This is a genomic window from Paenibacillus sp. LK1, from assembly GCF_002750415.1.
In the GTDB taxonomy this organism is placed as follows: Bacteria; Bacillota; Bacilli; order Paenibacillales; family Paenibacillaceae; genus Paenibacillus; species Paenibacillus taichungensis.
Genome location: NZ_PEII01000005.1, coordinates 239,598 through 263,235 on the forward strand (window position 1 = coordinate 239,598; position 23,638 = coordinate 263,235).

The 23,638-nt window shown below is 44.6% G+C and carries 21 protein-coding genes and 1 riboswitch; of the genes, 5 read left to right on the plus strand and 16 right to left on the minus strand.

The genetic code is table 11. From position 1 onward, the window contains the following. Complete coding sequence (locus tag CS562_RS13300; RefSeq protein WP_076289353.1) at positions 1 to 1,269, minus strand: molybdopterin molybdotransferase MoeA; 1,269 nt, start codon at positions 1,267 to 1,269, stop codon at positions 1 to 3. A gap of 172 nt (positions 1,270 to 1,441) precedes the next feature. Here CS562_RS13300 and CS562_RS13305 point away from each other — a divergent pair, with 172 nt between their 5' ends. Then, entirely contained in the window at positions 1,442 to 1,732 is a 291-nt protein-coding gene (locus tag CS562_RS13305) for an HNH endonuclease (RefSeq protein WP_099856255.1), read from the plus strand. A 113-nt stretch (positions 1,733 to 1,845) separates the two neighbouring features. Here CS562_RS13305 and CS562_RS13310 read toward each other — a convergent pair whose 3' ends face one another. From CS562_RS13310 to lpdD, 5 genes are all read right to left on the minus strand, one after another. Next, entirely contained in the window at positions 1,846 to 2,592 is a 747-nt protein-coding gene (locus tag CS562_RS13310; RefSeq protein WP_076289147.1) for a DUF4247 domain-containing protein, read from the minus strand. Positions 2,593 to 2,603: 11 nt separating this feature from the next. Next, positions 2,604 to 3,110, minus strand: coding sequence for a DUF4178 domain-containing protein (locus tag CS562_RS13315; RefSeq protein ID WP_099856257.1), 507 nt, complete (start codon positions 3,108 to 3,110; stop codon positions 2,604 to 2,606). A gap of 23 nt (positions 3,111 to 3,133) precedes the next feature. Continuing rightward, complete coding sequence (locus tag CS562_RS13320; RefSeq protein ID WP_063562809.1) at positions 3,134 to 3,535, minus strand: DUF350 domain-containing protein; 402 nt, start codon at positions 3,533 to 3,535, stop codon at positions 3,134 to 3,136. Between the two features lie 96 nt (positions 3,536 to 3,631). Further along, complete coding sequence (locus CS562_RS13325) at positions 3,632 to 4,303, minus strand: PspA/IM30 family protein (RefSeq protein WP_024634017.1); 672 nt, start codon at positions 4,301 to 4,303, stop codon at positions 3,632 to 3,634. Positions 4,304 to 4,432: 129 nt separating this feature from the next. Further along, positions 4,433 to 4,777, minus strand: coding sequence for a prenylated flavin chaperone LpdD (gene lpdD, locus CS562_RS13330; RefSeq protein ID WP_076289145.1), 345 nt, complete (start codon positions 4,775 to 4,777; stop codon positions 4,433 to 4,435). Between the two features lie 153 nt (positions 4,778 to 4,930). Between lpdD and CS562_RS13335 the strand changes: the two genes are divergently transcribed. Continuing rightward, a complete protein-coding gene (locus CS562_RS13335; RefSeq protein ID WP_099856259.1) occupies positions 4,931 to 5,719 on the plus strand; it encodes a polysaccharide deacetylase family protein in 789 nt (262 codons plus the stop codon). Positions 5,720 to 5,849: 130 nt separating this feature from the next. Here the strand turns inward: CS562_RS13335 and CS562_RS13340 are convergent, their stop codons facing one another. From CS562_RS13340 to CS562_RS13350, 3 genes are all read right to left on the minus strand, one after another. Beyond that, complete coding sequence (locus CS562_RS13340; protein ID WP_063562812.1) at positions 5,850 to 6,518, minus strand: 3D domain-containing protein; 669 nt, start codon at positions 6,516 to 6,518, stop codon at positions 5,850 to 5,852. A gap of 2 nt (positions 6,519 to 6,520) precedes the next feature. Continuing rightward, a riboswitch (cyclic di-AMP (ydaO/yuaA leader) is annotated at positions 6,521 to 6,718 on the minus strand. Between the two features lie 284 nt (positions 6,719 to 7,002). Further along, entirely contained in the window at positions 7,003 to 7,725 is a 723-nt protein-coding gene (locus CS562_RS13345) for an amino acid ABC transporter ATP-binding protein (RefSeq protein WP_099856261.1), read from the minus strand. Beyond that, positions 7,712 to 9,169 carry an ABC transporter substrate-binding protein/permease gene (locus tag CS562_RS13350; protein WP_099856264.1) on the minus strand — a complete coding sequence of 486 codons (1,458 nt, stop codon included), beginning with the start codon at positions 9,167 to 9,169 and terminating at the stop codon, positions 7,712 to 7,714. Before CS562_RS13350 ends, CS562_RS13345 begins: the two co-directional genes overlap by 14 nt. Positions 9,170 to 9,351: 182 nt before the next feature. Between CS562_RS13350 and CS562_RS13355 the strand changes: the two genes are divergently transcribed. Continuing rightward, the gene (locus CS562_RS13355) at positions 9,352 to 10,527 is read left to right on the plus strand and encodes a M20 family metallopeptidase (protein WP_099856735.1); all 1,176 of its coding nucleotides are present in this window, start codon (positions 9,352 to 9,354) and stop codon (positions 10,525 to 10,527) included. Between the two features lie 245 nt (positions 10,528 to 10,772). Beyond that, the gene (locus tag CS562_RS13360) at positions 10,773 to 12,524 is read left to right on the plus strand and encodes an alpha-glycosidase (RefSeq protein ID WP_076289141.1); all 1,752 of its coding nucleotides are present in this window, start codon (positions 10,773 to 10,775) and stop codon (positions 12,522 to 12,524) included. Positions 12,525 to 12,614: 90 nt separating this feature from the next. Here the strand turns inward: CS562_RS13360 and CS562_RS13365 are convergent, their stop codons facing one another. The 3 genes from CS562_RS13365 to glgB all read right to left on the minus strand — a co-directional run bounded on the left by CS562_RS13365 (position 12,615) and on the right by glgB (position 17,891). Further along, positions 12,615 to 14,321 (minus strand): NosD domain-containing protein, encoded by a 1,707-nt coding sequence (locus tag CS562_RS13365; RefSeq protein ID WP_180287120.1) that lies wholly within the window; start codon positions 14,319 to 14,321, stop codon positions 12,615 to 12,617. Between the two features lie 73 nt (positions 14,322 to 14,394). After that, positions 14,395 to 15,837 (minus strand): glycogen synthase GlgA, encoded by a 1,443-nt coding sequence (gene glgA / locus CS562_RS13370; protein WP_099856269.1) that lies wholly within the window; start codon positions 15,835 to 15,837, stop codon positions 14,395 to 14,397. After that, entirely contained in the window at positions 15,834 to 17,891 is a 2,058-nt protein-coding gene (gene glgB / locus CS562_RS13375; RefSeq protein ID WP_257219476.1) for a 1,4-alpha-glucan branching protein GlgB, read from the minus strand. The genes glgA and glgB overlap by 4 nt, the downstream gene beginning before the upstream one ends. A 159-nt stretch (positions 17,892 to 18,050) precedes the next feature. Here glgB and CS562_RS13380 point away from each other — a divergent pair, with 159 nt between their 5' ends. Then, positions 18,051 to 19,277 carry a glucose-1-phosphate adenylyltransferase gene (locus tag CS562_RS13380; protein WP_076289137.1) on the plus strand — a complete coding sequence of 409 codons (1,227 nt, stop codon included), beginning with the start codon at positions 18,051 to 18,053 and terminating at the stop codon, positions 19,275 to 19,277. A gap of 65 nt (positions 19,278 to 19,342) precedes the next feature. Here the strand turns inward: CS562_RS13380 and CS562_RS13385 are convergent, their stop codons facing one another. The 4 genes from CS562_RS13385 to CS562_RS13400 form a co-directional block, all read right to left on the minus strand. Continuing rightward, entirely contained in the window at positions 19,343 to 20,842 is a 1,500-nt protein-coding gene (locus CS562_RS13385; RefSeq protein WP_099856271.1) for a sensor histidine kinase, read from the minus strand. Continuing rightward, positions 20,839 to 21,537, minus strand: coding sequence for a response regulator transcription factor (locus CS562_RS13390; protein WP_063562821.1), 699 nt, complete (start codon positions 21,535 to 21,537; stop codon positions 20,839 to 20,841). The genes CS562_RS13385 and CS562_RS13390 overlap by 4 nt, the downstream gene beginning before the upstream one ends. Further along, the gene (locus CS562_RS13395; protein ID WP_099856274.1) at positions 21,530 to 22,729 is read right to left on the minus strand and encodes a hypothetical protein; all 1,200 of its coding nucleotides are present in this window, start codon (positions 22,727 to 22,729) and stop codon (positions 21,530 to 21,532) included. Before CS562_RS13395 ends, CS562_RS13390 begins: the two co-directional genes overlap by 8 nt. 142 nt (positions 22,730 to 22,871) lie before the next feature. Then, complete coding sequence (locus tag CS562_RS13400; protein WP_076289134.1) at positions 22,872 to 23,597, minus strand: phosphonate ABC transporter ATP-binding protein; 726 nt, start codon at positions 23,595 to 23,597, stop codon at positions 22,872 to 22,874. Between the last annotated feature and the right edge of the window lie 41 nt (positions 23,598 to 23,638).

The following is a 23,638-nucleotide window of genomic DNA, read 5'->3' on the forward strand; positions in this document are numbered from 1 at the left end:
CTACCTGACATGACCTGTGGGGAGTCTGAGAATTCGAACCTGTTCCCCCGCAGGAATGCCTTTTTTCTCGGGCGGAACAACGATCAGACAATCGCTATCTTTAATAGTAATCATGACACTGGATTCGTCCACACGCGAGGCAGAAGGTTTAGCATATACCATTCCGTTACGTATCTCTGTCCGTCCGCGTACAAAGCGCGTGAAATTGTTGACCTTTGTATAGTCATCATCCAATATGGCTGTCCATTCTTCCAAATATGGATGAGCATCAGCCTGCATCGAACGAATTGTTGGACGAACAAACAACTCAAAGCCGACAAAACAAGCCCCCGGATTGCCCGAAAGTGCAAATAGCAGCTTGTCATTAACCACTGCAGCCGTCGTAACACTGCCGGGACGCATGGTCACTTTGTTAAACAGCATCTCCATATTCCCTTCCCGAACCAAGTCCCCCATAATGTCATAATCTCCAACCGATACTCCACCTGTTGTGACCACCATATCATTATGTTCAAGCGCTTCTGTAAGCTTCGTACGTGCGGTATCCACATCATCTGCAATCGAACCATACATAACCGGTTCGCCACCCGCTTCAACGACCAGAGACCGAAGCATATAACTGTTACTGTTCCGAATACGCCCGGGTTGCAATGGCTCGTCCACTTCCAACAACTCTGTACCTGTTGCAAAAATGGCTACCTTGGGGCGTTTGTATACAGGCACTTGACCTACGCCGAATGTCGCCAGCACGGATTGTTCACCTGCCTGAATAATCGTTCCTGCTTCCAGCAGCAATTGGCCCTCATGAACTTCCAATCCAATTGGGGTAATGTTAGCATCAGTCTGAATATGGCGCTTCAGAGCAATCCATTGTTCCCCATGCTCTTCTTTACTTTCAGTCATCTCCATCATAACAACAGCATCTGCACCTTCCGGTACCTGAGCTCCTGTCATGATCCGAGCAGCTGTACCCGATGTAATCGTAAGATCCGATGTATACCCGCATGGAATTTCATCAATGATACGGAGCCAAATCTGCTGCTCGCTGGATGCTTCAATCGTATCCGAACTTAGAATCGCGAACCCATCCATTCCGGAACGACGAAAGAATGGGTAAGGATGGGGAGCATGAATCGTCTCAGCAAGCGTTCGACCATGTGCTTGCTCAAGTGTTACTTTTTCTATTGAACCCGAACTGACATGAGCAGCAACTTTCGCCTGCGCATCCGGTACTTGTATAGCTTTACGGATAAATTTTGCAGTCGTCATATCCGTTGAATGTGAATTTATTTTCAATGGTAATAGAACCTCCCTGGATCATTTGTTCATATTAAAAAGTGTAGCCCGAAAGCTAGGTCATGACAAGTACTCTCCAACATATCATTCACATGAAAGACGAATGGACAGACCATAATATGTAAGAGAAAAGGAGCTGACCTTTATGAACCAACGATGCGAATTATGTGGAAGGGAGCCTGTCGAGACAACAGTCCATCACCTGACACCGAAAGAAATGGGCGGAACACATATGCCTACTGTAGATCTTTGCATCCCTTGCCACAAACAGATTCATTCTCTGTATACCAATCGCGATATTATTACCTTAGGTTTAACTGAGATACAGGCTCTAAGGAAAGATGAGCGCATCGCTCCTTATATCCGCTGGATTCGCAAACAACCTGCCACAACCATTCCTCGTGTTCGAAAGTCCCATCATGTCCGCAAATCGTAAAACAAAAAGAACAGCGTCCAAGGTCATGTTCAGTGGCATAGCTCGCTCCACCTTACCTTTTCACTGTTCTTCTGCTAATGCTTTAATATTGCGGGCCCCATTCATGAGGAGCGCTACCTACGCCTCATGATTCGGCCGCCGCCAACCCTCGTTTTGGGTTTTTTATAGGAACTCTTCGGTGAATCAAATAATCCTCCAAGGCCGCCACTACTTTTATTACGATCAATTGTGCCTTTGCTTTGTTCCTTATTCCGGCTGAATAATCCTCCACCAGAGCCTACGCTTGAATCCTTATCGCTGCCACGACGGGTAATCGACCCTTTCCGGTCAACGGTAATGGGCGGAGCAACCTTTTTATCGCTGCTCGTCGGTGTCCGATAGGAACCTTCTCTTGGTTTGTACGTGTCCTTGTTCGTATAACCCCGATACGTACCGGACCCTCTACCCCCGAACGAATCAAACAAATTACCGATTAATGTTGCGGTTAAATAACCTTGCAAAAAGGACGAATCATAATTCTGCCGAACATATTCCTTTGAATCCACCTCAACCAAGGTGTCTTCCGCTTTATTCGGGTCTTGCTGCAAATGATAATACTGGTCCTGATACACCAGGAACATCCGCTCTGTATTTTCCGCCGAGATCTGATCCGGCTTCCGCTGTTCAGATAAATCCTGAGCAACCTCTGGAACGGTACGATCGGCAGCTCGGTACACATAGGATGTCGTATTACCACTGCCGCTGACCGATTCAAGCGGATATGTGTCCTGAACGGATGGTGCTCCGCACGCGGACAGCAGCGACATCACAAGGCTGAGGACCAGCATTAATTTTAATGCATGTGCCAAGCGCTTTTTCATTGGAACCTCTCCTAGCTCGAACGAATCACTTTGATATCCGCAGGAAGAATGGACTCACCTTCATACAGCGTAAATCTTCTGTCTTGCCACTCCACACGCAAAAACATGTTATCATCAGACTGATATTGCCATACTAATTGTTCCCCAGCCTGACCATAGGGTGTCCTGCCTGCAGTGGTTACCATTCCTCCGTATTCTTCCTCCAAATGATACGCACGTCCGTCCAGATCCAGCAACGTAGGCACCTCGTCTGGTGCATCGAGACGGCCATCAATTGGTGTATAGAGGGCATACCGGGTCATTTCCCGTTCTTCAATATGCAAATGTCGGATTGCCGTACCATCCTGCAACGTGAGTACAGCTGCATTTCGCGCTCGATGATGTACCCGCCCAACAACTTCATAGGTGACCAGCGAAACTTCACAGATATCACCAGGTGCCAGCTGAAGCATTGTTTTCTCTACCTTAGGCGGTTCAGGTTTGGCTATTATCCCTTTAATCCGTTTCCACACACTCATACCCATTACTCCTGTTCTTTATCTTATAAACAAGCTGCAATAATTAATGCGCCCACGATATGTAGTGCACCTGAGAACAAACCATAACCAGTCTTGCCCTGCTGTATTCCCGTATCCAGATCCAGGTTGGCCCATCTCCGAATCATAAAGTGAACCACACTCTCCAGAATCAGCAAAATAATAAATGAAACAACGGATACCAACAACGCTTCTCCAAGATGACCGGCTGTCGAAATGGAGGTGGCGAGTACATATCCCTGAGCAAACAGCTTCATAACCATACGTGTTGTAACGGCCATATTGCCCGCCTTCACTTCAGCAAAATCCTTATACTTCGTGAACAAAGAATCCACATACATTAAGACAAACAGCAAAACCGAACCCGATAACGTCCAGACCAGCATTGCCAAAATGTTCAAATCCATTTACATAGCCCCCACATCTCAACATGAACCGCAATTAAAAGCGAAGGAGAAACGCTGGTCTCTCCTCCGCTGGTGTCCCTGCTTGCTTACAAGGTTTTAGTTCTTATTTTCGTATTGCTTCATCAGTGCTGCCAGTTCATCCTCAACAGCCTGATCTTTGCCCAGCTTCTCGAACTCATCATCCAGCGATTTTCCTTTGGACGACATCTCATTGCTGGCTTCGGCCTGTGCTTCCATCTGCATCATTTTTTCTTCCATGCGCTTCATGCCGGCACTTGCAGTGTCGGAGCCAAATCCGTTCAGCGCCTTGTTGATTTCGGTTTGAGCTTTTGCAGCGTTGTAGCGCGCAACCAATGTTTCACGTTTGTTTTTCATTTGCGTCAATTGTTTGCGCATTTCGTCCAGCTTGCCACGAAGGTTATCGGCAGAAGCCTTGTTTTGATCATAGCTTGTTTTGTACTCGGCCATCTTCTCTTCAGCGACCTTCTTCTCTTCCAATGCCCGACGAGCCAAATCCATATTCTGTGCACGCGCTGCTGTATGTGCTTGCTCCTCACGTTTCTTCACGAGAGCTTCCTGTTCTTCAAACAGCTGCTTGAATTTCTTCTCAATGGCGATTTGTGCAGCAACAGCTTTCTCCGCATCTTCCAGATCTTCCTGCATATCCCGGATATATTGATCCGTCATTTTGATCGGATCTTCTGCCTTGTCAATAATAGAGTTAATGTTAGACATCGTTAAATCGCGCAATCGTTTGAAAATGGACATTATGGTATTCCTCCTAGTCGATAGTTCATCCTTGTATATAATCATACATACGTGGCAATGTTCTACTCGTTTCAATTTTAACAAAAAAAATCATAAAAAACGATTTTAGCGTGCTTAGCCTAAATGGAACTATTGAATCAATCGACCCGTTTGGCACAGCTCTTCATCAAGCAGCTTCTCTGCAGTCTGCACAATCTCATCAATCTGCATCCGCGTAATTTCATCAAAGTGAATTCCCATTATTACGGTAACGGTTACCTTTAAATGAAGGGCAGCCTTACGTGCCAGTCTCTCACACAACTCTTGTTCTTTATGCCCTGGAATATGCACCGTAGCCCCACTCACTCGTTCACGGTCTGGATAAAATGTGGCTACTGCTCCAATATGTGATCTTCCTCCAGTTACCATAAACACTTTGTCTTCCCCTGCCTCAATCACCTGTAAACGAACGGAGTTTAAATCGTATGTACTCATTTTGCTCCACCTGTCCTTTTCAATATGTATATGTATGGTGGAATTATGGCTCCGATTTAATGAATCAGCAGTGAAACATCTCACATCATGCATAAATACGGATGGCCCCGGGCATACCAAAGAGAACGCAATTTGGGAAAAGGAGGCACGAACATGCGTATACGCCTCATCATGTTATCCATCATGGTCATTCTTCTGGGAGGAAGTTATACTCCTGCTCAGTTATGGGCTTCTTCAAGCCCGCAAACCGAACCTGCTTCGAAGTCTGATTCTCCTGAAGAAGAACAGTTGACTCTAGGACAACTCAGACAGAAATATGCGGATACGTTCAAAACCAATGGCCCCTCAACAAAAAAGGTCGCTCTGACTTTTGATGATGTTCCTGATCCACGGTTCACACCGCAGGTGCTGGATATTCTAAAAAAATACAAGGTGCGGGCTACGTTTTTCATTGTAGGAAATCGCGCTGAGAAACATCCGGATCTGGTGAAACGTATGATAAAAGAAGGGCATATTGTGGGCAATCACAGCTACAATCACCCGGAATTCAGCAAGCTAACCATGAATGCATTTCGCAAACAAATCTTACATACCGGGGATATTATTCGAAATCTAGCGGGTTACACTCCCAAAATGATTCGTCCACCCTATGGTGACATTAACGAGCAACAGCTCCAATGGGCAGCCAAGCAACATTACAGCATCGTGAACTGGAACGTTGATTCTCTGGACTGGAAGGGCCTCTCCAAAGAGGAAGTCAAACAAAACATCCTGTCCGCCGTCAAACCAGGTTCCATTGTTCTGCAGCATGCAGGAGGCGGTGTAGGATCGAAGCTGAGTGGTACCATCGAGGCGTTGCCTGAAGTCATTGAAGAATTGCGAAACCGCGGGTACGAGCTGGTGACTTTGGACGAAATGCTGGAACTGCCAAAAGGTAAATAGATTTAATTACGGCAATGGATATTCAAAAGGGTGTTCTTCAATCACATTAATGTGATTGAAGAACACCCTTTATTGTTTAATTTAGATTAAGTTGGAGTCACCATATGATGATGTGCAGCTCGCTTTGATTTTATTTCAAAATGTAAAGTTCAACATCCTGAATACCAAATGTGCTCACGGACTGCTTGCTGCCAGGAATAAAGATATCGATCTTGTGTCCTTTAATGGCACTGCCCACATCACGAGCCGTAGCGACAAATGCCTGTTTTGGCAGTCCTGGATGTGTATGACCTGTCACCAGTACCTTTGTACCCAATGGAATGATACTTGGGTCTACTGCAATGGTACCCAATTCAAGCGGATTACCGAAGTAATCCACAGCACCCCATCCTCCATTTTCGGAAGCATCAGCGGAGTATGCTGTTGCTTTGACGTCGACAGCTTTGCTGTAATCAAACGTTTTTCCCCAGGCTTGTACAACTTTACTATCTGCATTAACGTCAAGGCTTGCGGCAGTTACCGTTTTGGCCTCCGTTTTTGCTGCTGCAGCAGAAGCTGTGTTTGTTGTTTTACCAGGGATCGTAATTTTCAAACCACCATAAATGTTGTAAGCTGAAATGTCATTATTAGCTTTAATAAGAGCGTTAAGTCCAACTCCATATTGTTTGGATAAGGTGTAGAAGGTATCCCCCTCTTTGGCCACATGAACTGAATCAGCATGAGCCGGAACGGCCTGAATGAGCATTGCTGCTGTCAGCAAAGCTGTTGCTGTTTTGGCTATACGTTTCTTGTTAATCATGGTCTTCCTCCCTCATTATGCCTGCGAAGTTAGTTGTCGGATTCGGATGGAGGAAACCACCCTATAGGTTCAATTACATTTAAGAATATATGTAGCCCTAATTCACCCCAAGCCGTGTGCAAATAATTCTTCCCCTAGCACACTTTGCATCGTTACATCCCCCACACTCCCAACTCCGGAAGTTTCGGCAGGAACAAATATATCACAATTTTGTAACCAGGGGTCGTAGTAAATGTTACCATCTGGCTAATTCACTTCAATATTTAGGCTGAATTCAAGACGTTTTTTCAAATAAATGTCTATTTGGGCTTTAATCATTGATGACAGAAACGTTACTTTTTATGTAATTCCGTGCGTATCCTTACATAACAAAACAATCCCTGCCGACGGTTCGTCGACAGGGATTGTTGAGGGGATGAAATTCTCATCCAAAGTATAGATTTTGCATTTTCATCTTGATCTTCATCCTTATTATTGGATGGTATTAGAGCACTTTAGCGAGGAAATCACGTGTACGTGCATGCTTGGGCTCGCCAAACACTTCAGCAGGCGTTCCTTCTTCTACAATAACCCCACCATCCATGAACAGGATACGGTCTCCTACTTCGCGTGCGAAGCCCATCTCATGGGTTACAATAACCATAGTCATGCCGCCCTCTGCAAGCCGCTTCATGACATCCAGTACTTCACCGACCATTTCAGGGTCCAGTGCTGAAGTAGGCTCGTCAAACAGCATGACATGCGGCTGCATCGCAAGCGCTCTTGCAATAGCGATCCGTTGTTTCTGTCCACCGGACAGCTGATTTGGATAAGCGTCCTTTTTGTCAGACAGGCCAACCGTCTTGAGCAAATCTGCGCAGATTTGTTCCGCTTCTTGTGCAGATTGTTTTTTCACTTTAATGGGAGCAATCGTAATATTCTGTTGCACCGTTTTGTGCGGAAACAGATTGAAATGCTGGAATACCATCCCCATTTTTTCACGAGTTGCATTAATGTTATGTTTGGGGTCAGTGATCGACACACCTTCAAAATTAATTTCGCCTGAAGTCGGCTGCTCCAGCAGGTTCAAACAGCGCAAAAATGTACTTTTCCCCGATCCGGACGGACCGATGACCACGACAACCTCGCCTTTGCCAATTGTTACATTAATGCCCTTGAGCACATCGTTATTTCCATATGATTTGTGTAATTGTCTAACGTCTATCACTTGCACTCAACTTCCTTTCCAGTCGACCCAGCAGCTTGGACAAAATGAACGTCAGCACAAAGTAAATGGCCGCTGCAATCAGGAATGGATTCATTCCTTGGTACGTAATGTTTTTGACTACACTTGCCTGGTACATAATGTCCACCATACCAATAACCGAGATGATGGAGGATTCCTTGATAATGGTCACGAACTCATTACCGATCGCCGGCAACACCGCTTTGAACGCTTGTGGAAGCACAATGAAGCGCATGGCCGCACCTCTGCCCATCCCCAGGGAACGAGCTGCTTCCAGTTGACCGCGATCCACACCCTGTATACCTGCCCGGAAAATCTCGGCAAGATAGGCACCACTATTAATGGATAGTGTGATAATCCCCGCCTGAAGAGCCGAGAAATTAATCCCAAAGGTCAATGATACACCGTAATAGATAATCATCAATTGTACCAGCATTGGCGTCCCACGAATGACCTCAACATAAGCTGTTCCGATCCAGCGCAAAATGGCGAAGTCATGTAGACGGAACAGACAGATGATTAAAGCGATAATTACCCCGAATATTACACCGAGTGCAGACAGTAAGAGGGTGTAACCTACACCTGTTGCATAAAAGCTTTTGTACTGCCAGAATACTTGGAAAATGTTTTGTTTACTCTTCTCTGCCATCAACTTGCTTGCTTCAGTAACCATCTGATCGATTTTATTTTCGCTTTTCAGACGTTCGAGCGTTCCGTTCACTGCATTCAGCAATTCCGTATTGCCCTTACGTATCCCGATTGCCGCTTCGGCCTGCTCTTCATCCGGAATAGCTGGAGCTAATCCAATCACGTCATCCAGGTAACCGGCAGCTACTGTATCCTCAACGATTGCAGCATTTACACGATTGGTCTGCAATTGCAGTACGATATCAGATATTTTATCAAGTGCTGTCAATTTTGCGCCTGGGATTCCCTGGCCAATCGTTTCCTGAATGGAGCCTTTTTGGACACCAATTTTTTCATTTTCCAGATCAGCCATGGTTGGATATTTATCTTTATCCGCATTGCGAACCATGATGACTTGCTTTGATTTATAATAGGTATCGGAGAAGTCAATGCTTTGTCTACGATCATCCGTTGGCGTCATTCCCGAGATGACCATATCCACCCGACCACTCTGCAACGCAGGAAGAAGTCCGTCAAAACCCATATCCTCTATTACAAGTTCTGCGCCAAGATCGGCAGCAATTTCTTTAGCAATCGAAATATCAAATCCGACAATTTGGTCTTTACCATCAATCACTTTATGGAATTCATATGGTGCAAAATCGGCACTTGTACCGAGCACCAGCTTTTTACTGCCTGAATTGCTTGTAGTTCCCGTTGCCATCGCAACAGGTGCAACCGTAGTTAGCAAGACCACAAAAGCTAGCAGCATCATGGTGTAACGACTAATCAATTTCAACCCTGTTCTCCCCTTATAATACTTTGTATGCTTTCTGTTGTTGATGCCTGAGTCATTATAAAGTAGAATGCATGATTATGCAATGCATTTCGACAGGATTCGATTACAGCCCGTTTCTGAAAAATAACCGCAACTATGATATAATTATTGAATTATTTTCATTTTTGCTTAAGGAGTCCATCATGACACATACCAAAACACAAATACTAACTGTTATTGACCAATATGCTTCCCGTTTTAAGGAGATTTCATCATACATTGGTGCCAATCCCGAACTTGGTAACGAAGAATACCTTGCTTCTGCTCGGTTAAAAGAAGAACTTGCCTACCATGGTTTCTCTGTAGAAGCTCCTGTCCTTGGTTTGGACACCGCATTTATCGGTACGTATGCTGCTTCCAAACCAGGTCCGACGATTGCCCTGTTATGTGAATACGACGCACTTCCGGAAATCGGTCATGCTTGTGGACACCATCTAATCTGTATGATGAGCCTCGGAGCTGCAGTAGGTCTGAAGTCCATACTGGATGAAGTCGGCGGAACATTAAAAGTGTTCGGTACGCCAGCGGAAGAAACGCGTGGGGCCAAAGTGCCTATGGCTGAAGCAGGATTGTTTGATGACTGTGATGTCGCACTAATGGCGCACCCTTATTACGCCTATGAGAAATCTGGCAGTTCCCTGGCTATTGATGCTGTACAATTTGAATTCCATGGGAAATCTTCACATGCTGCTGCAAGTCCACATGAAGGCATTAACGCCCTGGATGCAGTAATCCAGACGTTTAATGGCATTAATGCGTTCCGTCAACAAGTGAAAAGCACGGTTCGTATTCATGGGGTTATCAATAGCGGAGGACAGGCAGCCAACATCATACCTGACTACGCTTCAGCACAATTCTATGTACGTGCCTCGACGAGAAAAGAGTTGAATATTCTCACTCAACGCGTAATTCAGATCGCGGAAGGTTCTGCTTTGCAAACGGGATGCCGGCTTGTTACATCTAATTATGAGACTTCCTATGATGAGATGGTCACGAATGAATCGTTATCTGCTGCTTTTAGTGCTAATCTGCTTAAACTGGGTATTTCTCAAGAGGAGATCGTGAGTGGTAACGACCATGGTTCTATGGATATTGGTAACGTATCCTTGCGTTGTCCTGCGATCCACCCTTATATCCGTGTTGTGGACGAAGTTCATACGCTTCATTCCATTGAATTCCGGGATCTGGCGTTACAGGAACGGGCCCTGGACGGTATGATCCTTGGAGCCAAGGCAATTGCTGCAACTGCTTATGATGTTCTTACACAACCTGAGCTGCTGCAAACCATTCAAACAGAGTTTAAGCAAGCAAGTCGCTAAGTTTTTCGCAAAATGCTGCGTATTTGCAGCAGGGTGTTCTGCAGGACCTGCATTTCGGGTCTTAAGGAGCACCCTTTTGTTTTGTCATAAATACGTATATACGGACACAAGCTGGAAATGCTGTGAAAAGAAAACGTTGAAAAATGTTGAAATCTTTACATTTAGCGGCTGAACTAATGGTTCACATGCTGTCTAACTTGGTTATTTATAGCTATAACTTTATCTTGAGCTCAGGAGGTGTTGTCATGCTGCTCGAAGCGATGTATCACGTTCCACGCGATAAATGGGCTTATGCTTATAATCCCTCGACGATTCACCTGCGTGTACGAACGAAGAGAGACGATGTACAATATGTGACTGCACTGACTGGTGATAAATACGATTGGAATGGAACTTATAAGGAAATTCAATTGGAAAAAGCGGCTTCCGACAATATGTTTGATTACTGGGAAACTGCAGTTAAGCCCAAATTCAAACGTCTGACTTACATCTTTCGTATAACCGCCGGTACCGAAAATATTTATTTGGCTGATAACGGAATTCATTATACTCCCCCGTATCCTACAGGAGGATATTATGAATTTTCCTACATTCATGAAATTGATGTATTTAAGGTTCCCGAATGGGCTAAAGAAGCCGTGTTCTACCAAATCATGACCGAAAGGTTTGCCAATGGTAATCCCGATCTGAACCCGGAAGGAACCCAGGAATGGGGCGGTCGACCTGAACTGGATAACTACTTTGGCGGAGACCTGCAAGGTGTTCTCAATCACCTGGATGATCTGACTAAACTCGGTGTTAACGCCATCTACTTTACCCCTCTGTTCCAAGCAAACTCCTACCATAAATACGATACCGTTGATTATAAAAAAGTAGACCCTCAATTCGGGGACAATGAAATGCTCAAAAAAGTAGCAGAACAATGTCATCGCCGCGGAATCCGTGTCATGCTGGATGCGGTATTTAACCATTGCAGCGAAGACTTCCCTCCTTTTCAGGATGTCCTGAAGAACGGCAAAAACTCCAAATATGCAGACTGGTTTCATATTAATGAATATCCGGTGCAGATCAAGGATGGTATACCAACCTACGATACCTTTGGATTTTATGGCAATATGCCCAAGTTCAATACCGCCAATCCCGAAGTAAAAGACTATTTGCTTGATGTGGCTGAATACTGGATCAAGGAGATTAAACTAGACGGTTGGCGACTCGATGTTGCGAATGAAGTGGATAACCATTTCTGGCGTGATTTCCGCAAAGTAGTCAAAACCGCCAATCCAGAAGCCTATATTGTAGGCGAAGTTTGGAGTGATTCCCTGACATGGCTTATGGGAGATCAATTTGATTCCGTAATGAACTACCCTTTTGCTGACAAGGTGCTTGAATTCTTTTGTGGTTCGATGGATGGTTATAACTTCGCTAACGAGATGGGCTCACTCATTATGCGTTACCCGCAACAGACGAATGAAGTCATCTTCAATATGCTGTGCAGTCATGACACCCCACGTCTGCTTACTCGGGCCGGAGAAGACAAACGCAGATTAAAATTGTCGGTTGTGTTTCTTTTCACTTATATTGGTACGCCCTGTATATTCTATGGGGATGAGGTTGGTATACGTGGAGAAGGTGATCCGGATTGCCGTAAATGCATGCAATGGGACCCTGCCAAGCAAGATAAGGAGCTTTATGACTTCTATCGCCTGATGATTGATTTGCGGAAAAGTAATGAGGCTCTTCGCAAAGGCCGCTTCCGTTTTTTGAAGGCCGATCACAATGATCCATGCATCATTTATGAACGTATGGATGACTCTCTTCACTTTACGGTGTGGATGAACAATACTCCGCTAGAACGTACACTGTCACATCCGATGGAAACCAAGGACTGGAAGGATGCTCTAACCGAAGATGCTGTTGTTCCCACCAATGGAGTGATGAATATTAAACTTGATCCTTACGGATACCGTATTTTGTATAGACAATTGGAACCGAGCTAACTACTTGCCAGAAAAACTCCTGAAAATTGAATAACCTTTTAATAATCAACGGATGCTCAGGAGTTTTCTGACGAAGAGCTGAAGTTTAGGCTATAACTTCGTCGTTTTCAAATCCCCTTTTGCATCTATGGTTATCTTCCACCGCGTAGAATTTGGACCAAGCATGACAATTTCATTTATTAATTGATATAGCGTTCCATTATTGTCTTTAACCAGATCAACGACAATGTTTTTCCCATTTGTAAAGGGACTTGCACCAAAGAGATAACGTCCCGTCGCACTTGCCGCAACCATCAGCATGTTATCTCTTATGATGTTGCCCTCCACCGTATTATTAACCATGTCCAGATGCACTGCCCACCATGTTCCCTCATATTTCAAGCGATTTCCAGTGACGATATTGTTGGAGCCACGAACTTGAATACATGTGCCTTTTCCTGCAACTGAATTGTGAGAAAAGGTACAATCATTATGCAAACTGACCATCCGGTCAGGATTGGTCGTCTCAAAGCCTAGCTCAATGATGTTGCTCGATGCAATCACTCCATTGGCAATATCCATTGCTATCCCCGCTTGGGCAATATAATTGCCTTTTACGATAATATGACCATCCGCCACAATTCCCCAGTGTTTACCTCTTGGAATAATAATGTTGTCTGATATAATTCCGATGTCCATGCCTTCTGCACCTGTACTGGTTTTCGCTTCTATGGCAGCAGTAGCACTTGGCCTTGAGATGGTGTCGATCAGGTTTCCCTGGATTACAAACAGATGGTTGCTTAAATCGTTGGGATTATATTGGGAGGGAAGGAAAGATACTGAAATAACAGACGTGATTTTGATATTCTTAAAGACATTGGAGGTTACAAAGGCACCTTCGAAACCGATAAGCCCCACACCAAATGATGTTCCAATCAGGCTATTACCATGTATATGCAGGTTTTTGGCTCCAGTCTCACCTCCTTCATTGTTACAGGTAATCCCACCACCGACTGTAGGCATATGATTCACTTGTTGTCCGCCTGAGAAGGCAGCATAATCTGAATCACTGGATAATACAGGCGTGTGTAGAAAGTTATCGATGATCGAAACATGCCATGTTCCCTTGACCAGGATACCATCTCCAAGATAGCGATAACAGTCATTCTCACGAATCACCACAAAAACCAAATGACTCCGAACTGCAATCGGTTCCTCTCCCAAGTGATGAAGTTTATTGTTTCTTATGACGACATTTCGGGCGGGATTGTCTTGACTGCTGGAACCATTGACTCCAATCCCATCGGTAAATTTACTAATATCGTTATTTTGCAACAGTACATTGCTCGAATTCTCGATGTATAAACCTGTCTTGCTTTTACTCCAAGCTGCTTGAGTCGTACGAACCAAGGTCAAGCCACTTATCTCTACATGATTGCTTCCTTCGATTCTGATTCCCTGATCGGAGACCTCCAATATTGCGCCTGGCAACGCTTTGATGATAACAGACCTTCCACTAAACGTATAGAACCAGCCCGTCTTGACAACTTTATAGTGCCCTGGCGTAAATAATAAAACATCACCTTCTTGTGCTGAGTCAAAAAAAGCTTTAATCTGGGCTGTCTGATCGCTTCCATCTCCGGGAGCAAAACTCCTCACATTAATAAAACTGCCTGTCAGCGTGGATTGTACAGCGGCAATATTTCCCATGATCTGGCCAAACATTTCATTCATTTTGACGGCATTATATCCGTCGACACTGCTTAGAGCCTGCAAATTAGGATTGTAATCAGAGGTAAAATTAATGTAGTTGTTCATTTTAAATTCGCCTCCTCTTATGATCGTACAAAAAAGCCACAGTACAAATATACTGCGGCTCATTTATGCAAAACTATTTCACAGATTCAAGCGTTATTCGGCGATAAATATCCATATACTCTTCAGCTGAGACGTTCCAGCTGTAGTCTCCGCTCATTGCATTTTTCACGATCTTTTTCCAGTGCTCGGGCTGACGGTAAAACTTCTCGGCGCGGCGAATGGTGTTCATCATGTCATGGGCGTTAAAACTGGTGAAAGAGAATCCATTCCCCTCACCGCTGAATTCATTGTATGCCTGCACCGTATCGTTCAGACCCCCGGTTTCCCGGACAAGTGGTACACTGCCATAACGGAGTGCAAGCAATTGGCTAATGCCACATGGCTCGAACCTCGATGGCATCAAGAACAGATCACTGCCGGCATAGAAGCGGCGAGATAACCCATCATTGAAGGTAATCTGAGCAGACATTTTCAGCGGATAACGATTAGCTGCCTCACGGAACCAGTGCTCATAAGCCGGATCCCCGGTACCCAATACTGCGAATTGAATGTCGTCATAGTACAATAATTCATCCAGTACACGACATACCAAATCCAAACCTTTGGAATCCACTAGCCTTGTAACCATCACCATAAGTGGAGCATCCGGACGTACTGGCAATCCTAATTCCTTTTGCAGCTCGATCTTGTTCTCGATTTTCTTGGACAGGCTGGTTCTGTATTTAACCGCAATTTTATTGTCCGCTGCAGGGTTGTAACTCTTAGTATCAATACCGTTAACAATCCCACTGAAACGATCGCCCAAGGAACTGAGTAATCCATCCAGACCATAGCCATAGTAGGAGGTTTGTACTTCCTGGGCGTAGGTAGGGCTGACAGTTGTTACATGATCCGCAAAAACGACTCCTGCCTTCAGGAAATTGACATTGCCATAATATTCTGCTCCATCCACCGTGAAATACCGATCATCCAGCTCAAGCAGATCACTGAATAAATCATGTGGAAACACACCTTGATATAACAGGTTATGTATCGTAAAAACCGTTCTCATTTCACTGTAAAAAGGATCATGAGCATAGTGAGCTTCCAGTAGTAAAGGAATCATCCCCGCGTGCCAATCGTGACTGTGCAGCACATCCGGCTTAAACTCAATTTGCGGCAGCACCTCGAGAACAGCACGATTGAAGAAGGCAAAACGCTCCCCGTCATCCATATACCCATACACGCCATCCCGTCCAAAATAGTATTCATTGTCCACAAAGTAGACAGGAATTCCGTCATGGACAAGCATCTCTATTCCACAATACGGTCTGCGCCAACCAAGAGGAATATCTTTCGTAATGACAGACTCCATTGCCTCTTTATACTCATCCGGAATGCCCTTATATTTGGGTAAAATGACACGAACATCTGCCCCACTCTTCTTTAATGCCTGTGGTAATGCGCCGATGACGTCAGCAAGGCCTCCTGTTTTGATAAATGGATGTACTTCAGCAGCAGCAAATAGAATATTCATGCCTTCGTCCTCCTTTTGGGTTTAACTGTAGTGCTTTCTGTGGTTTTACTGGTTCTAGTGGTACTGGCTTTTGCTCTGACGGATTGAACTTCAAGGGGCAATGCATCCGTTTTCCGACGTGTGTTCTTTTTTAAAATAACTACGCTTAGCGGTGGCAAAACAACTTCCAAACTATGTGGTTGCCCATGAAAAGGAATCTTTTCAGTAGTAAGCTGCATATCATTGATAATGCCTGATCCGCCGTAATCGGAATGATCACTGTTCAGAACTTCGGTATACATACCGGGACGCATGACACCAATCCGGTAACGCTCCCGCTTGACTGGCTGAAAGTTAATGAGCACAAGGAGTGTATCCGCAGGTTTTTTTCCTTTGCGCACATATGAAATGACACTTTGGTCCTGATCATCCGGAGTGATCCATTCATAACCGTCAAAGGAATGATCAAGCTCCCACAAAGCTTTTTCGCCCAAGTATAGCTCGGACAGATCCCGCTCAAACTTGTGGAGTTTACGGTGACTGTCGTAGTTCAGCAAAAACCAGTCCAGTTGATCTTCATCTTTCCATTCGATAAACTGGCCGAATTCTCCACCCATAAACAGCAGTTTTTTGCCTGGGAATGTCATAAAGTACCCCATGAAGGCACGCATGCCGGCAAACTTCTGCTCGTATGTTCCTGGCATCTTGTCTAGGAGCGACTTTTTGCCATGAACGACCTCGTCATGAGACAGAGGAAGCACGTAATTTTCAGCAAAGGAGTATACGACCGGGAATGTCAGCAAATGATGTTTGGAAGGACGTTCGTGAAAATCGGATTCCATGTAATCAAGTGTATCGTTCATCCAACCCATGTTCCATTTGTAGTTGAAACCTAGCCCACCCTGATCTACTGGTGAAGTAACCATTGGCCATGCACTGGATTCTTCTGCCATCATCAGCGCATAGGGAAAGTACTTGAAGACTGTTTCATTCAACTGCTGCAAAAAAGCAACAGCTTCCTTGTTTTCCAGGCCACCTTCGTTATTCGTTCGGTATTGACCTGGCTGCTTTTCGAAATCCAACTTAAGCATACTGGTTACGGCGTCGACCCGAAGTCCGTCGAAATGGTACATCTCCATCCAGTACAACGCATTCGAGATCAAAAACGAACGAATTTCAGGTTTAGAGTAGTCAAAGCTAAGTGTGCCCCAACCTGGTCTCTCTGCTAACAATGGATCTGCATATTCATACAAGGGCGTTCCATCAAACAAACGCAAGCCATGAGCATCCTTGGCAAAATGCGCGGGGACCCAATCAAGCAATACGCCTATACCTGCCTGATGTAGCGTATCAATCAAATACATCAGATCTTTAGGATGCCCATAACGGCTGGTTGGCGCAAAGAATCCAGTGTTCTGATACCCCCACGAAAGGTCGTAAGGATGTTCACTCAGGGGCATCATCTCAACATGGGTATATTTCATCTCCAATAAATAAGGAACAAGCAATTCCGCAAGTTCACGATAACTGTAAAGAGTTCCGTCTTCTTTTCGTTTCCAGGTTCCAGCATGCATTTCATAAATATGTAGAGGTTTGTTATACACGCCTCGTTGTTTGCGTCTCCATGCGCCATCATTCCATTTGTAACCTTCAATGGAGCTGGTGACCGATGCCGTACGCGGACGAACTTCCGCCTGGAAAGCATAAGGGTCTGCTTTAAGCAATTCAGTACCATCTTCCGTTAATATACGGAATTTGTATAAAGTTCCTTCACTGATTTCCGGAATAAAACGACTCCAAAATCCAGAATCGGGTATCTTATAAAAAGGTTCCTGTTCACCTTTCCAACCATTACGGTCTAAAGCCAGTCCAACTTCTGTGGCATTCGGAGCCCACACGGTAAAACGATATCCCTGACGATGATCTTCGATCGCAGGCTGTGCGCCCATTATTCGATAACTGTGATGAAGGTTTCCTTCATGAAACAAATAAATGTGCTCCGGTGAAATTTCCGGGTTTGTTAACGGTTGAATGGCCAAGAGATCACCTTCTTCTCCAGAAAATAGATATAACATTAACCATTACCCCATTCTAGCCAAGTTGAAAAGAAAAATGCGGTGTGTAAAAAAATGTTGTAATTTTTCAGGATTTTTACAGTATACATCGTTTCAATAGCTCCGCATTGCGTTTATGTATGTACTACACTGGACAAATATCTTGGGAGGGAAACGATTATGTTTAATAAAGATTGCATCGCTATGCTGTTGGCGGGAGGAGAAGGGAAGCGATTAGCCCCTTTAACCTCAAGTATCGCAAAACCCGCTGTACCGTTTGGCGGGCACTACCGGATTATCGATTTTCCTCTCAGCAACTGCGTAAACTCAGGCATCGACACCGTAGGTGTTCTGACGCAGTATCAAGCTGATTCATTACATGATCACATTGGTGGAGGAGAACCTTGGGGACATGGTACTTCAAGTGAGGCAGGAATTTCCTTACTTCCATCTTATCATACAGGAAATGACGAATACTTGGGAACCGCGGATGCTATTTATAAAAATATTGACTATATTGACCAACAAAACCCCGAAAATGTTCTAATTTTGTCGGGTGACCATATCTATCATATGAATTATCGTGAAATGCTGGAAGCTCATACCGCTAATGAAGCGGTAGCGACGATCTCGGTTATGGAAGTTCCATGGGAAGAAGCCCATCGCTTCGGCATTATGGCAGCGGATGAGAATCTGAGAGTTACCGAGTTTGCCGAGAAACCGGCCGAACCGAAAAGTAATCTGGCTTCCATGGGCATTTACATGTTCAAATGGGAATACCTGAAGCGCCACTTGCTCGAAGATGCCGCTAATCCGGAATCCAGCCATGACTTCGGTAAAGATGTGATTCCTCAAATGTTGAATGAGAACACCCCTCTCTTCGTATATAACTTCAATGGTTATTGGAAAGACGTGGGTACCGTGAAGAGTTTATGGGATGCGCACATGGATCTGCTTCATAACGATGAAGACTGGAGCCTGCAAAAAGAAGACTGGCCTATGTTTACTCGTGAGTGGAGAACTAAACCAAGTGCATACAAAGCACGTCAGACACGTGCTGAGCTCCTGCACTCCATGATCCATGAATCCTGCGCCATTGATGGCCGGGCTGAACGTTCTGTTATTTTCTGCGGAGCCGAAGTTGGTAAAGGTTCTGAGGTTAAAGACAGCGTGATCATGCCGAATGCACGGGTAGGCCGCGGTGTTCACATCGAACGCGCCATCATTGGTGAAGGTGCCATTATCAAAGATGGTGCCATTGTCAAAGGAACGGCGGATGAAATCGTGGTTGTCGGACCGAATGAGATTGTCTCCGCCAAACCGGCTGTGCGCACACAACCTGTACGCATGCTGAAAGATGTTTACGAAAAAAGCGGGCGTCTGCGCGCTGGTGAACTTTCTTCATAAACATAAAGAAAAGGCGAGCCATATATGGCTCGCCTTTTTGTTGCGAAAACAAATTTATGCAGAAATCAATTTTTTTTCGGATCAGATTCTGCTTGAGTTAACTTCGCATCGACACTTTCTTCGGCTTCATCAGTCTGCATTATGGTTTCCTCCACCGTCTCTTCCTCCGGTAAAGCTGGTAACGTCACCGTCACCGTTGTTCCCGTCCCGAGTTCACTTTGCATGATAATTGTTCCCTCATGCAGTTCTACTAATTCCTGCGTAATAGCAAGTCCAAGCCCTGTTCCACCGTTCTGGTGATCGACCTGGAAGAAGCGATCACGCACCTTGATTAAATGCTCTTCACTGATACCAATACCCGTATCCTGAACAGCAGCTATAATCTGCCCGTCTTCTTCTTTGACCGATAAAAAGATCCAGGAATTCTCATGCGAGAATTTGATCGCATTGTCTACAATGTTCAGGAAAACTTGTTTTAATCTGTTACCATCCCCAAAAACATTGAAAGCACGATTTTCATCACTTTCTAACTTGAGATGTATCTGTTTTTGCTCAGCTTTTGCCCAAACATTCAACATGGTTTCCTGAACAATCTCACGAATGCTGACGGTTCCTTTCACCAACTTCATCTGATTTTGCTGCAATTTGGAGAAATCGAGCATCTCTTCTACAAGTCCGATCAGACGCTCCGTTTCTTTAGAGATAATACTCATTCCAATTCTCGTTTCATCCGGATCGTATCCACCGGAGTCCAGCGTCTCACTCCACCCTTTGATACTGGTCAGGGGCGTTCGCAATTCATGAGAAATGGAAGAAATAAAATCGTCTTTGATCTGATTGCTGCGTACAATTTCATGTGCCATAAAATTCAAAGTAGATGCCAGTTCGCCTAATTCATGTTTGTAGTTTCCCTTAACTCTGACATCCAGACGTCCTCGGGCCATTTGAGCGGACACCGCCGTAATGTTGTTAATCGGTCGTACTATGGAATTGGCCATACCTATACTGATGATCAAGACGATTGCCAGTACGCCAACACCTACTGCAATCGCAAGCATCCCCATGAACAATAACTTGGAATTCACATTTTCGAGCGATGTTAGGTATCGAATAACATACGTATTTTCGCCGCCTAGATCAAACTTGTGGGAAACGGCCATGACCTGCTCTCCTGTACCTGGTTGTCTGCCTACCCAACGTCCCATACTGCCATTCAACGCCTGTTGGATATCACTCGTTTGCAGCACGGCCCGGTCAGACTCAAATGCAGTCGAACTCGCTAACACATGACCGTTCAGATCCAGAATCTCGAGTTCTGTATTAGATAATTCCAAATTAACAAGTAATCTGGACAGATTATTTCCATCTTCCGAATTACTCTCACGAGCTAGAGGCTCAAAAAAATCCTTCGAATTGGAGATATGGGTACTGATTGTATTGTAGATGCTCTCATAATAATATCGTTGCACCGCCAGCATAAATACGAATTCCACCAACAGCAGAGCCAGAAAAACTACAATGAAGTAATGTAGTACAATCTGCCGTGTGATGCCTTTTTTGATCATTGATCCCGGCCCTTCCATTTGTAACCGTGACCCCATACAGTCTGCAGGTATTCAGGTTCGGAAGGATTGTTCTCAATTTTCTGGCGCAAGCGGCGAATGTTTACGTCCACGATTTTGGGATCACCCATATACTCTTTGCCCCATACATGATCCAGCAGCACATCTCGACTAAGCGGTGTATTTTCTTTTTCCAGGAAAAATTGAATCAAAGAAAATTCAGTTGGTGTTAACTCAATTAATTCATTTTGCTTCTTGAATTGCTTTGAAATCAGATCCAAAGAAAATGGACCAGATTGGAATGTAACCTTGGCAGCTGTCTCCCGGTGAACGTTCACCCGGCGTAGCAAAGACTGAATGCGTGCAATGAGCTCTGTTGGACTGAACGGCTTACTTACGTGATCGTCCGCGCCAACGGAGAGCGCATAAACCTTGTCCTGCTCCTGTACTTTGGCTGTAAGGAAAATAATACCCAGACGTTCATTCGTTTCACGAATACGACGACACACTTCAAATCCGTCAATTCCAGGAACCATAACATCCAGCAAAGCCAAGTCGATATCTGGTACGGATTGCAAAATGCGAAGCGCCTCGTGTCCATCTCCCGCTTCGAGTACTTCGAACCCGTTTCTCTTCAAATTAATAACAATAAAACTGCGGATGGATTCTTCATCCTCTAGAATAAGTACTTTACTCATTAAGTTCTTCCTTTCTATTCAGTTGCGGTATATTGTCAAGCAATCCACCATCGGCATCCAGTTGTGCACCGCGGGAAGCAATGACCCGATCATTCGTCCGGGTAATTTCTTTCCAACTTTTGCCTTTTTCCTGTTCCCACTGAGAAAGCGTGAAATATTTTATTTCACCTACGGTTTCATCGGTATCAATCATTTTAAAACGGATGTATTTTTCCTTTTCCGATTTGGTATCGATGGTAATCTTTCCATACCACTCCGGCTTCAGATTCAAATGGAATAAGTCAGCATCATCCCGATATTGGAATGAGACAAATTTCTTATCATCCTTGCCATCCCATTGATAAAAAGTATAGAACCACATCCGGGAATCAAATACGTAATGCTCCCAGCCTTTAGGTGTTTCCTTCAAGCCAAACTCAATAATACCATCATTGTCGACATCACCGCTTAAAATTTTGTCATCTCTGTAGGTTTGATCAGGCGATTTAAAAGCATTCACTAACTTATTATCTTTTACGTATATGATCTGTGAAAATGTACTTCGGTCATCCAACTCTGAATCCAGTACAATACCCACTTTATCTTTTGCAATCTGACCACCGAGAGCATTATATATTTCTTTCACAGTGTAGTCCGTCTGCATTCTATCAACTTCCTTGAAACTTCCGTCGTCGTACTGATATAACGCAATAGATGCAAATCCGCTATTATTCAGGGATACGATTGCGAAATCATTTTTCTTGTCCCCGTTTAAATCGAGGGTGTTCCCTTGAACATCATCTATAATATATTGATTATAAGGAACACCTCCCAATACTTGTTCAAGTGCTCCGGCTTTATAAGAATAAGCAGTTAACGCTTTCTGTTCTTGTAAACTTACGCCCAGGATAATATCCGGATTCCCATCATTGGTAATGTCCAATACTTTGAATGATTGCAGTTCATTTCCCGGAACATCAAATGTCAACTTCTTAACCCATGAATCCCCCTGCTCCTCCAGTAACATGCCATGAATTCGCACGTTCTCATTCGGGGTCTCATAGAAAACGATGGCTTCCCGAGTACCATCTCCGTTCAGGTCTTCAACACGAATCATACTGGTATTATTCATGTCTTTGGGGCGAATCAATTTGCTTTCGGGTGGCTGTTCCCGCTGAACCACATTTAATAATTTTTCCTTGTCTGTAGACATCATTGGTTTTCTCATCAAACCCTTAGGATCGCTTATAACAGTACATCCGCTAAGGACTGAACCGAGCAAGATACTTACTGCTCCCCCCGCTAACAGGCGCCCCCACCGTGAATTAAGCAAATTCATCACTCTTTTCAATAGTTTAAATCATATTTTTTTCTTGCTGTGTCAACCGACGTCCACGTATATCAAAAGCAATCTTGCCTTCCGCAAGACCCCAGATGCGGGTCGCATGTTTCTCTGCCATTTCAATGGGCAATACTGCAATCACGGTAGCCCGTTCCTCTTCGCACAATTTGCGCAGCGTTTCCAGCACCGTATCTGCTGTATGAGGATCAAGTCCGATGACAGGCTCATCTGCCAAAACAACTTTAGCGCCATGCGCAAGCGCTCTGGCAATCGCGACACGCTGCTTCTCGCCACCACTGAGCTTCTCTGCCGTCTGGTGGGCTTTATCCAGCAATCCGAGCCCTTCCAGATAATCCATCGCACCCATATAATCATCGGAACGAACCATACCTGTTACCATTCTCCACAAAGGAGTTTGACCGGACCGACCGATCAATACATTTTTCAAAGCTGTACGTCTCGGATACAATTGCGGATTCTGTTCCAAGTATGCCCATTCCCGTTTAATTTTCCGTTTTCCGGACCAACCTTCTTTTATAATCTCGGCTCCGTCCACCGTAAATTGACCACTATCCCATTTTTCCATCATAGCAAGGCATTTAAGCAGCATACTTTTCCCACTGCCACTTGAACCCACTACTCCAATCATTTCTCCCTGTTGCATATCGAATCGTATATCCCGCAGAACCGGAACCCGGTCCGCTCCAACGGATTTGCTTAAACCCTCAACTCTGATCATCGCGATGTCTCCTCTTGTCCATGTTTTTCCCTACTACTAGT

Coding starts and splice junctions, on each gene's coding strand:
- CS562_RS13300 (WP_076289353.1), bottom strand. CDS start 1,269: ATGACGACTGCAAAATTTATCCGTAAAGCTATACAAGTACCGGATGCG.
- CS562_RS13305 (WP_099856255.1), top strand. CDS start 1,442: ATGAACCAACGATGCGAATTATGTGGAAGGGAGCCTGTCGAGACAACA.
- CS562_RS13310 (WP_076289147.1), bottom strand. CDS start 2,592: ATGAAAAAGCGCTTGGCACATGCATTAAAATTAATGCTGGTCCTCAGC.
- CS562_RS13315 (WP_099856257.1), bottom strand. CDS start 3,110: ATGAGTGTGTGGAAACGGATTAAAGGGATAATAGCCAAACCTGAACCG.
- CS562_RS13320 (WP_063562809.1), bottom strand. CDS start 3,535: ATGGATTTGAACATTTTGGCAATGCTGGTCTGGACGTTATCGGGTTCG.
- CS562_RS13325 (WP_024634017.1), bottom strand. CDS start 4,303: ATGTCCATTTTCAAACGATTGCGCGATTTAACGATGTCTAACATTAAC.
- lpdD (WP_076289145.1), bottom strand. CDS start 4,777: ATGAGTACATACGATTTAAACTCCGTTCGTTTACAGGTGATTGAGGCA.
- CS562_RS13335 (WP_099856259.1), top strand. CDS start 4,931: ATGCGTATACGCCTCATCATGTTATCCATCATGGTCATTCTTCTGGGA.
- CS562_RS13340 (WP_063562812.1), bottom strand. CDS start 6,518: ATGATTAACAAGAAACGTATAGCCAAAACAGCAACAGCTTTGCTGACA.
- CS562_RS13355 (WP_099856735.1), top strand. CDS start 9,352: ATGACACATACCAAAACACAAATACTAACTGTTATTGACCAATATGCT.
- CS562_RS13360 (WP_076289141.1), top strand. CDS start 10,773: ATGCTGCTCGAAGCGATGTATCACGTTCCACGCGATAAATGGGCTTAT.
- CS562_RS13365 (WP_180287120.1), bottom strand. CDS start 14,321: ATGAACAACTACATTAATTTTACCTCTGATTACAATCCTAATTTGCAG.
- glgA (WP_099856269.1), bottom strand. CDS start 15,837: ATGAATATTCTATTTGCTGCTGCTGAAGTACATCCATTTATCAAAACA.
- glgB (WP_257219476.1), bottom strand. CDS start 17,891: ATGTTATATCTATTTTCTGGAGAAGAAGGTGATCTCTTGGCCATTCAA.
- CS562_RS13380 (WP_076289137.1), top strand. CDS start 18,051: ATGTTTAATAAAGATTGCATCGCTATGCTGTTGGCGGGAGGAGAAGGG.
- CS562_RS13385 (WP_099856271.1), bottom strand. CDS start 20,842: ATGATCAAAAAAGGCATCACACGGCAGATTGTACTACATTACTTCATT.
- CS562_RS13390 (WP_063562821.1), bottom strand. CDS start 21,537: ATGAGTAAAGTACTTATTCTAGAGGATGAAGAATCCATCCGCAGTTTT.
- CS562_RS13395 (WP_099856274.1), bottom strand. CDS start 22,729: ATGTCTACAGACAAGGAAAAATTATTAAATGTGGTTCAGCGGGAACAG.
- CS562_RS13400 (WP_076289134.1), bottom strand. CDS start 23,597: ATGATCAGAGTTGAGGGTTTAAGCAAATCCGTTGGAGCGGACCGGGTT.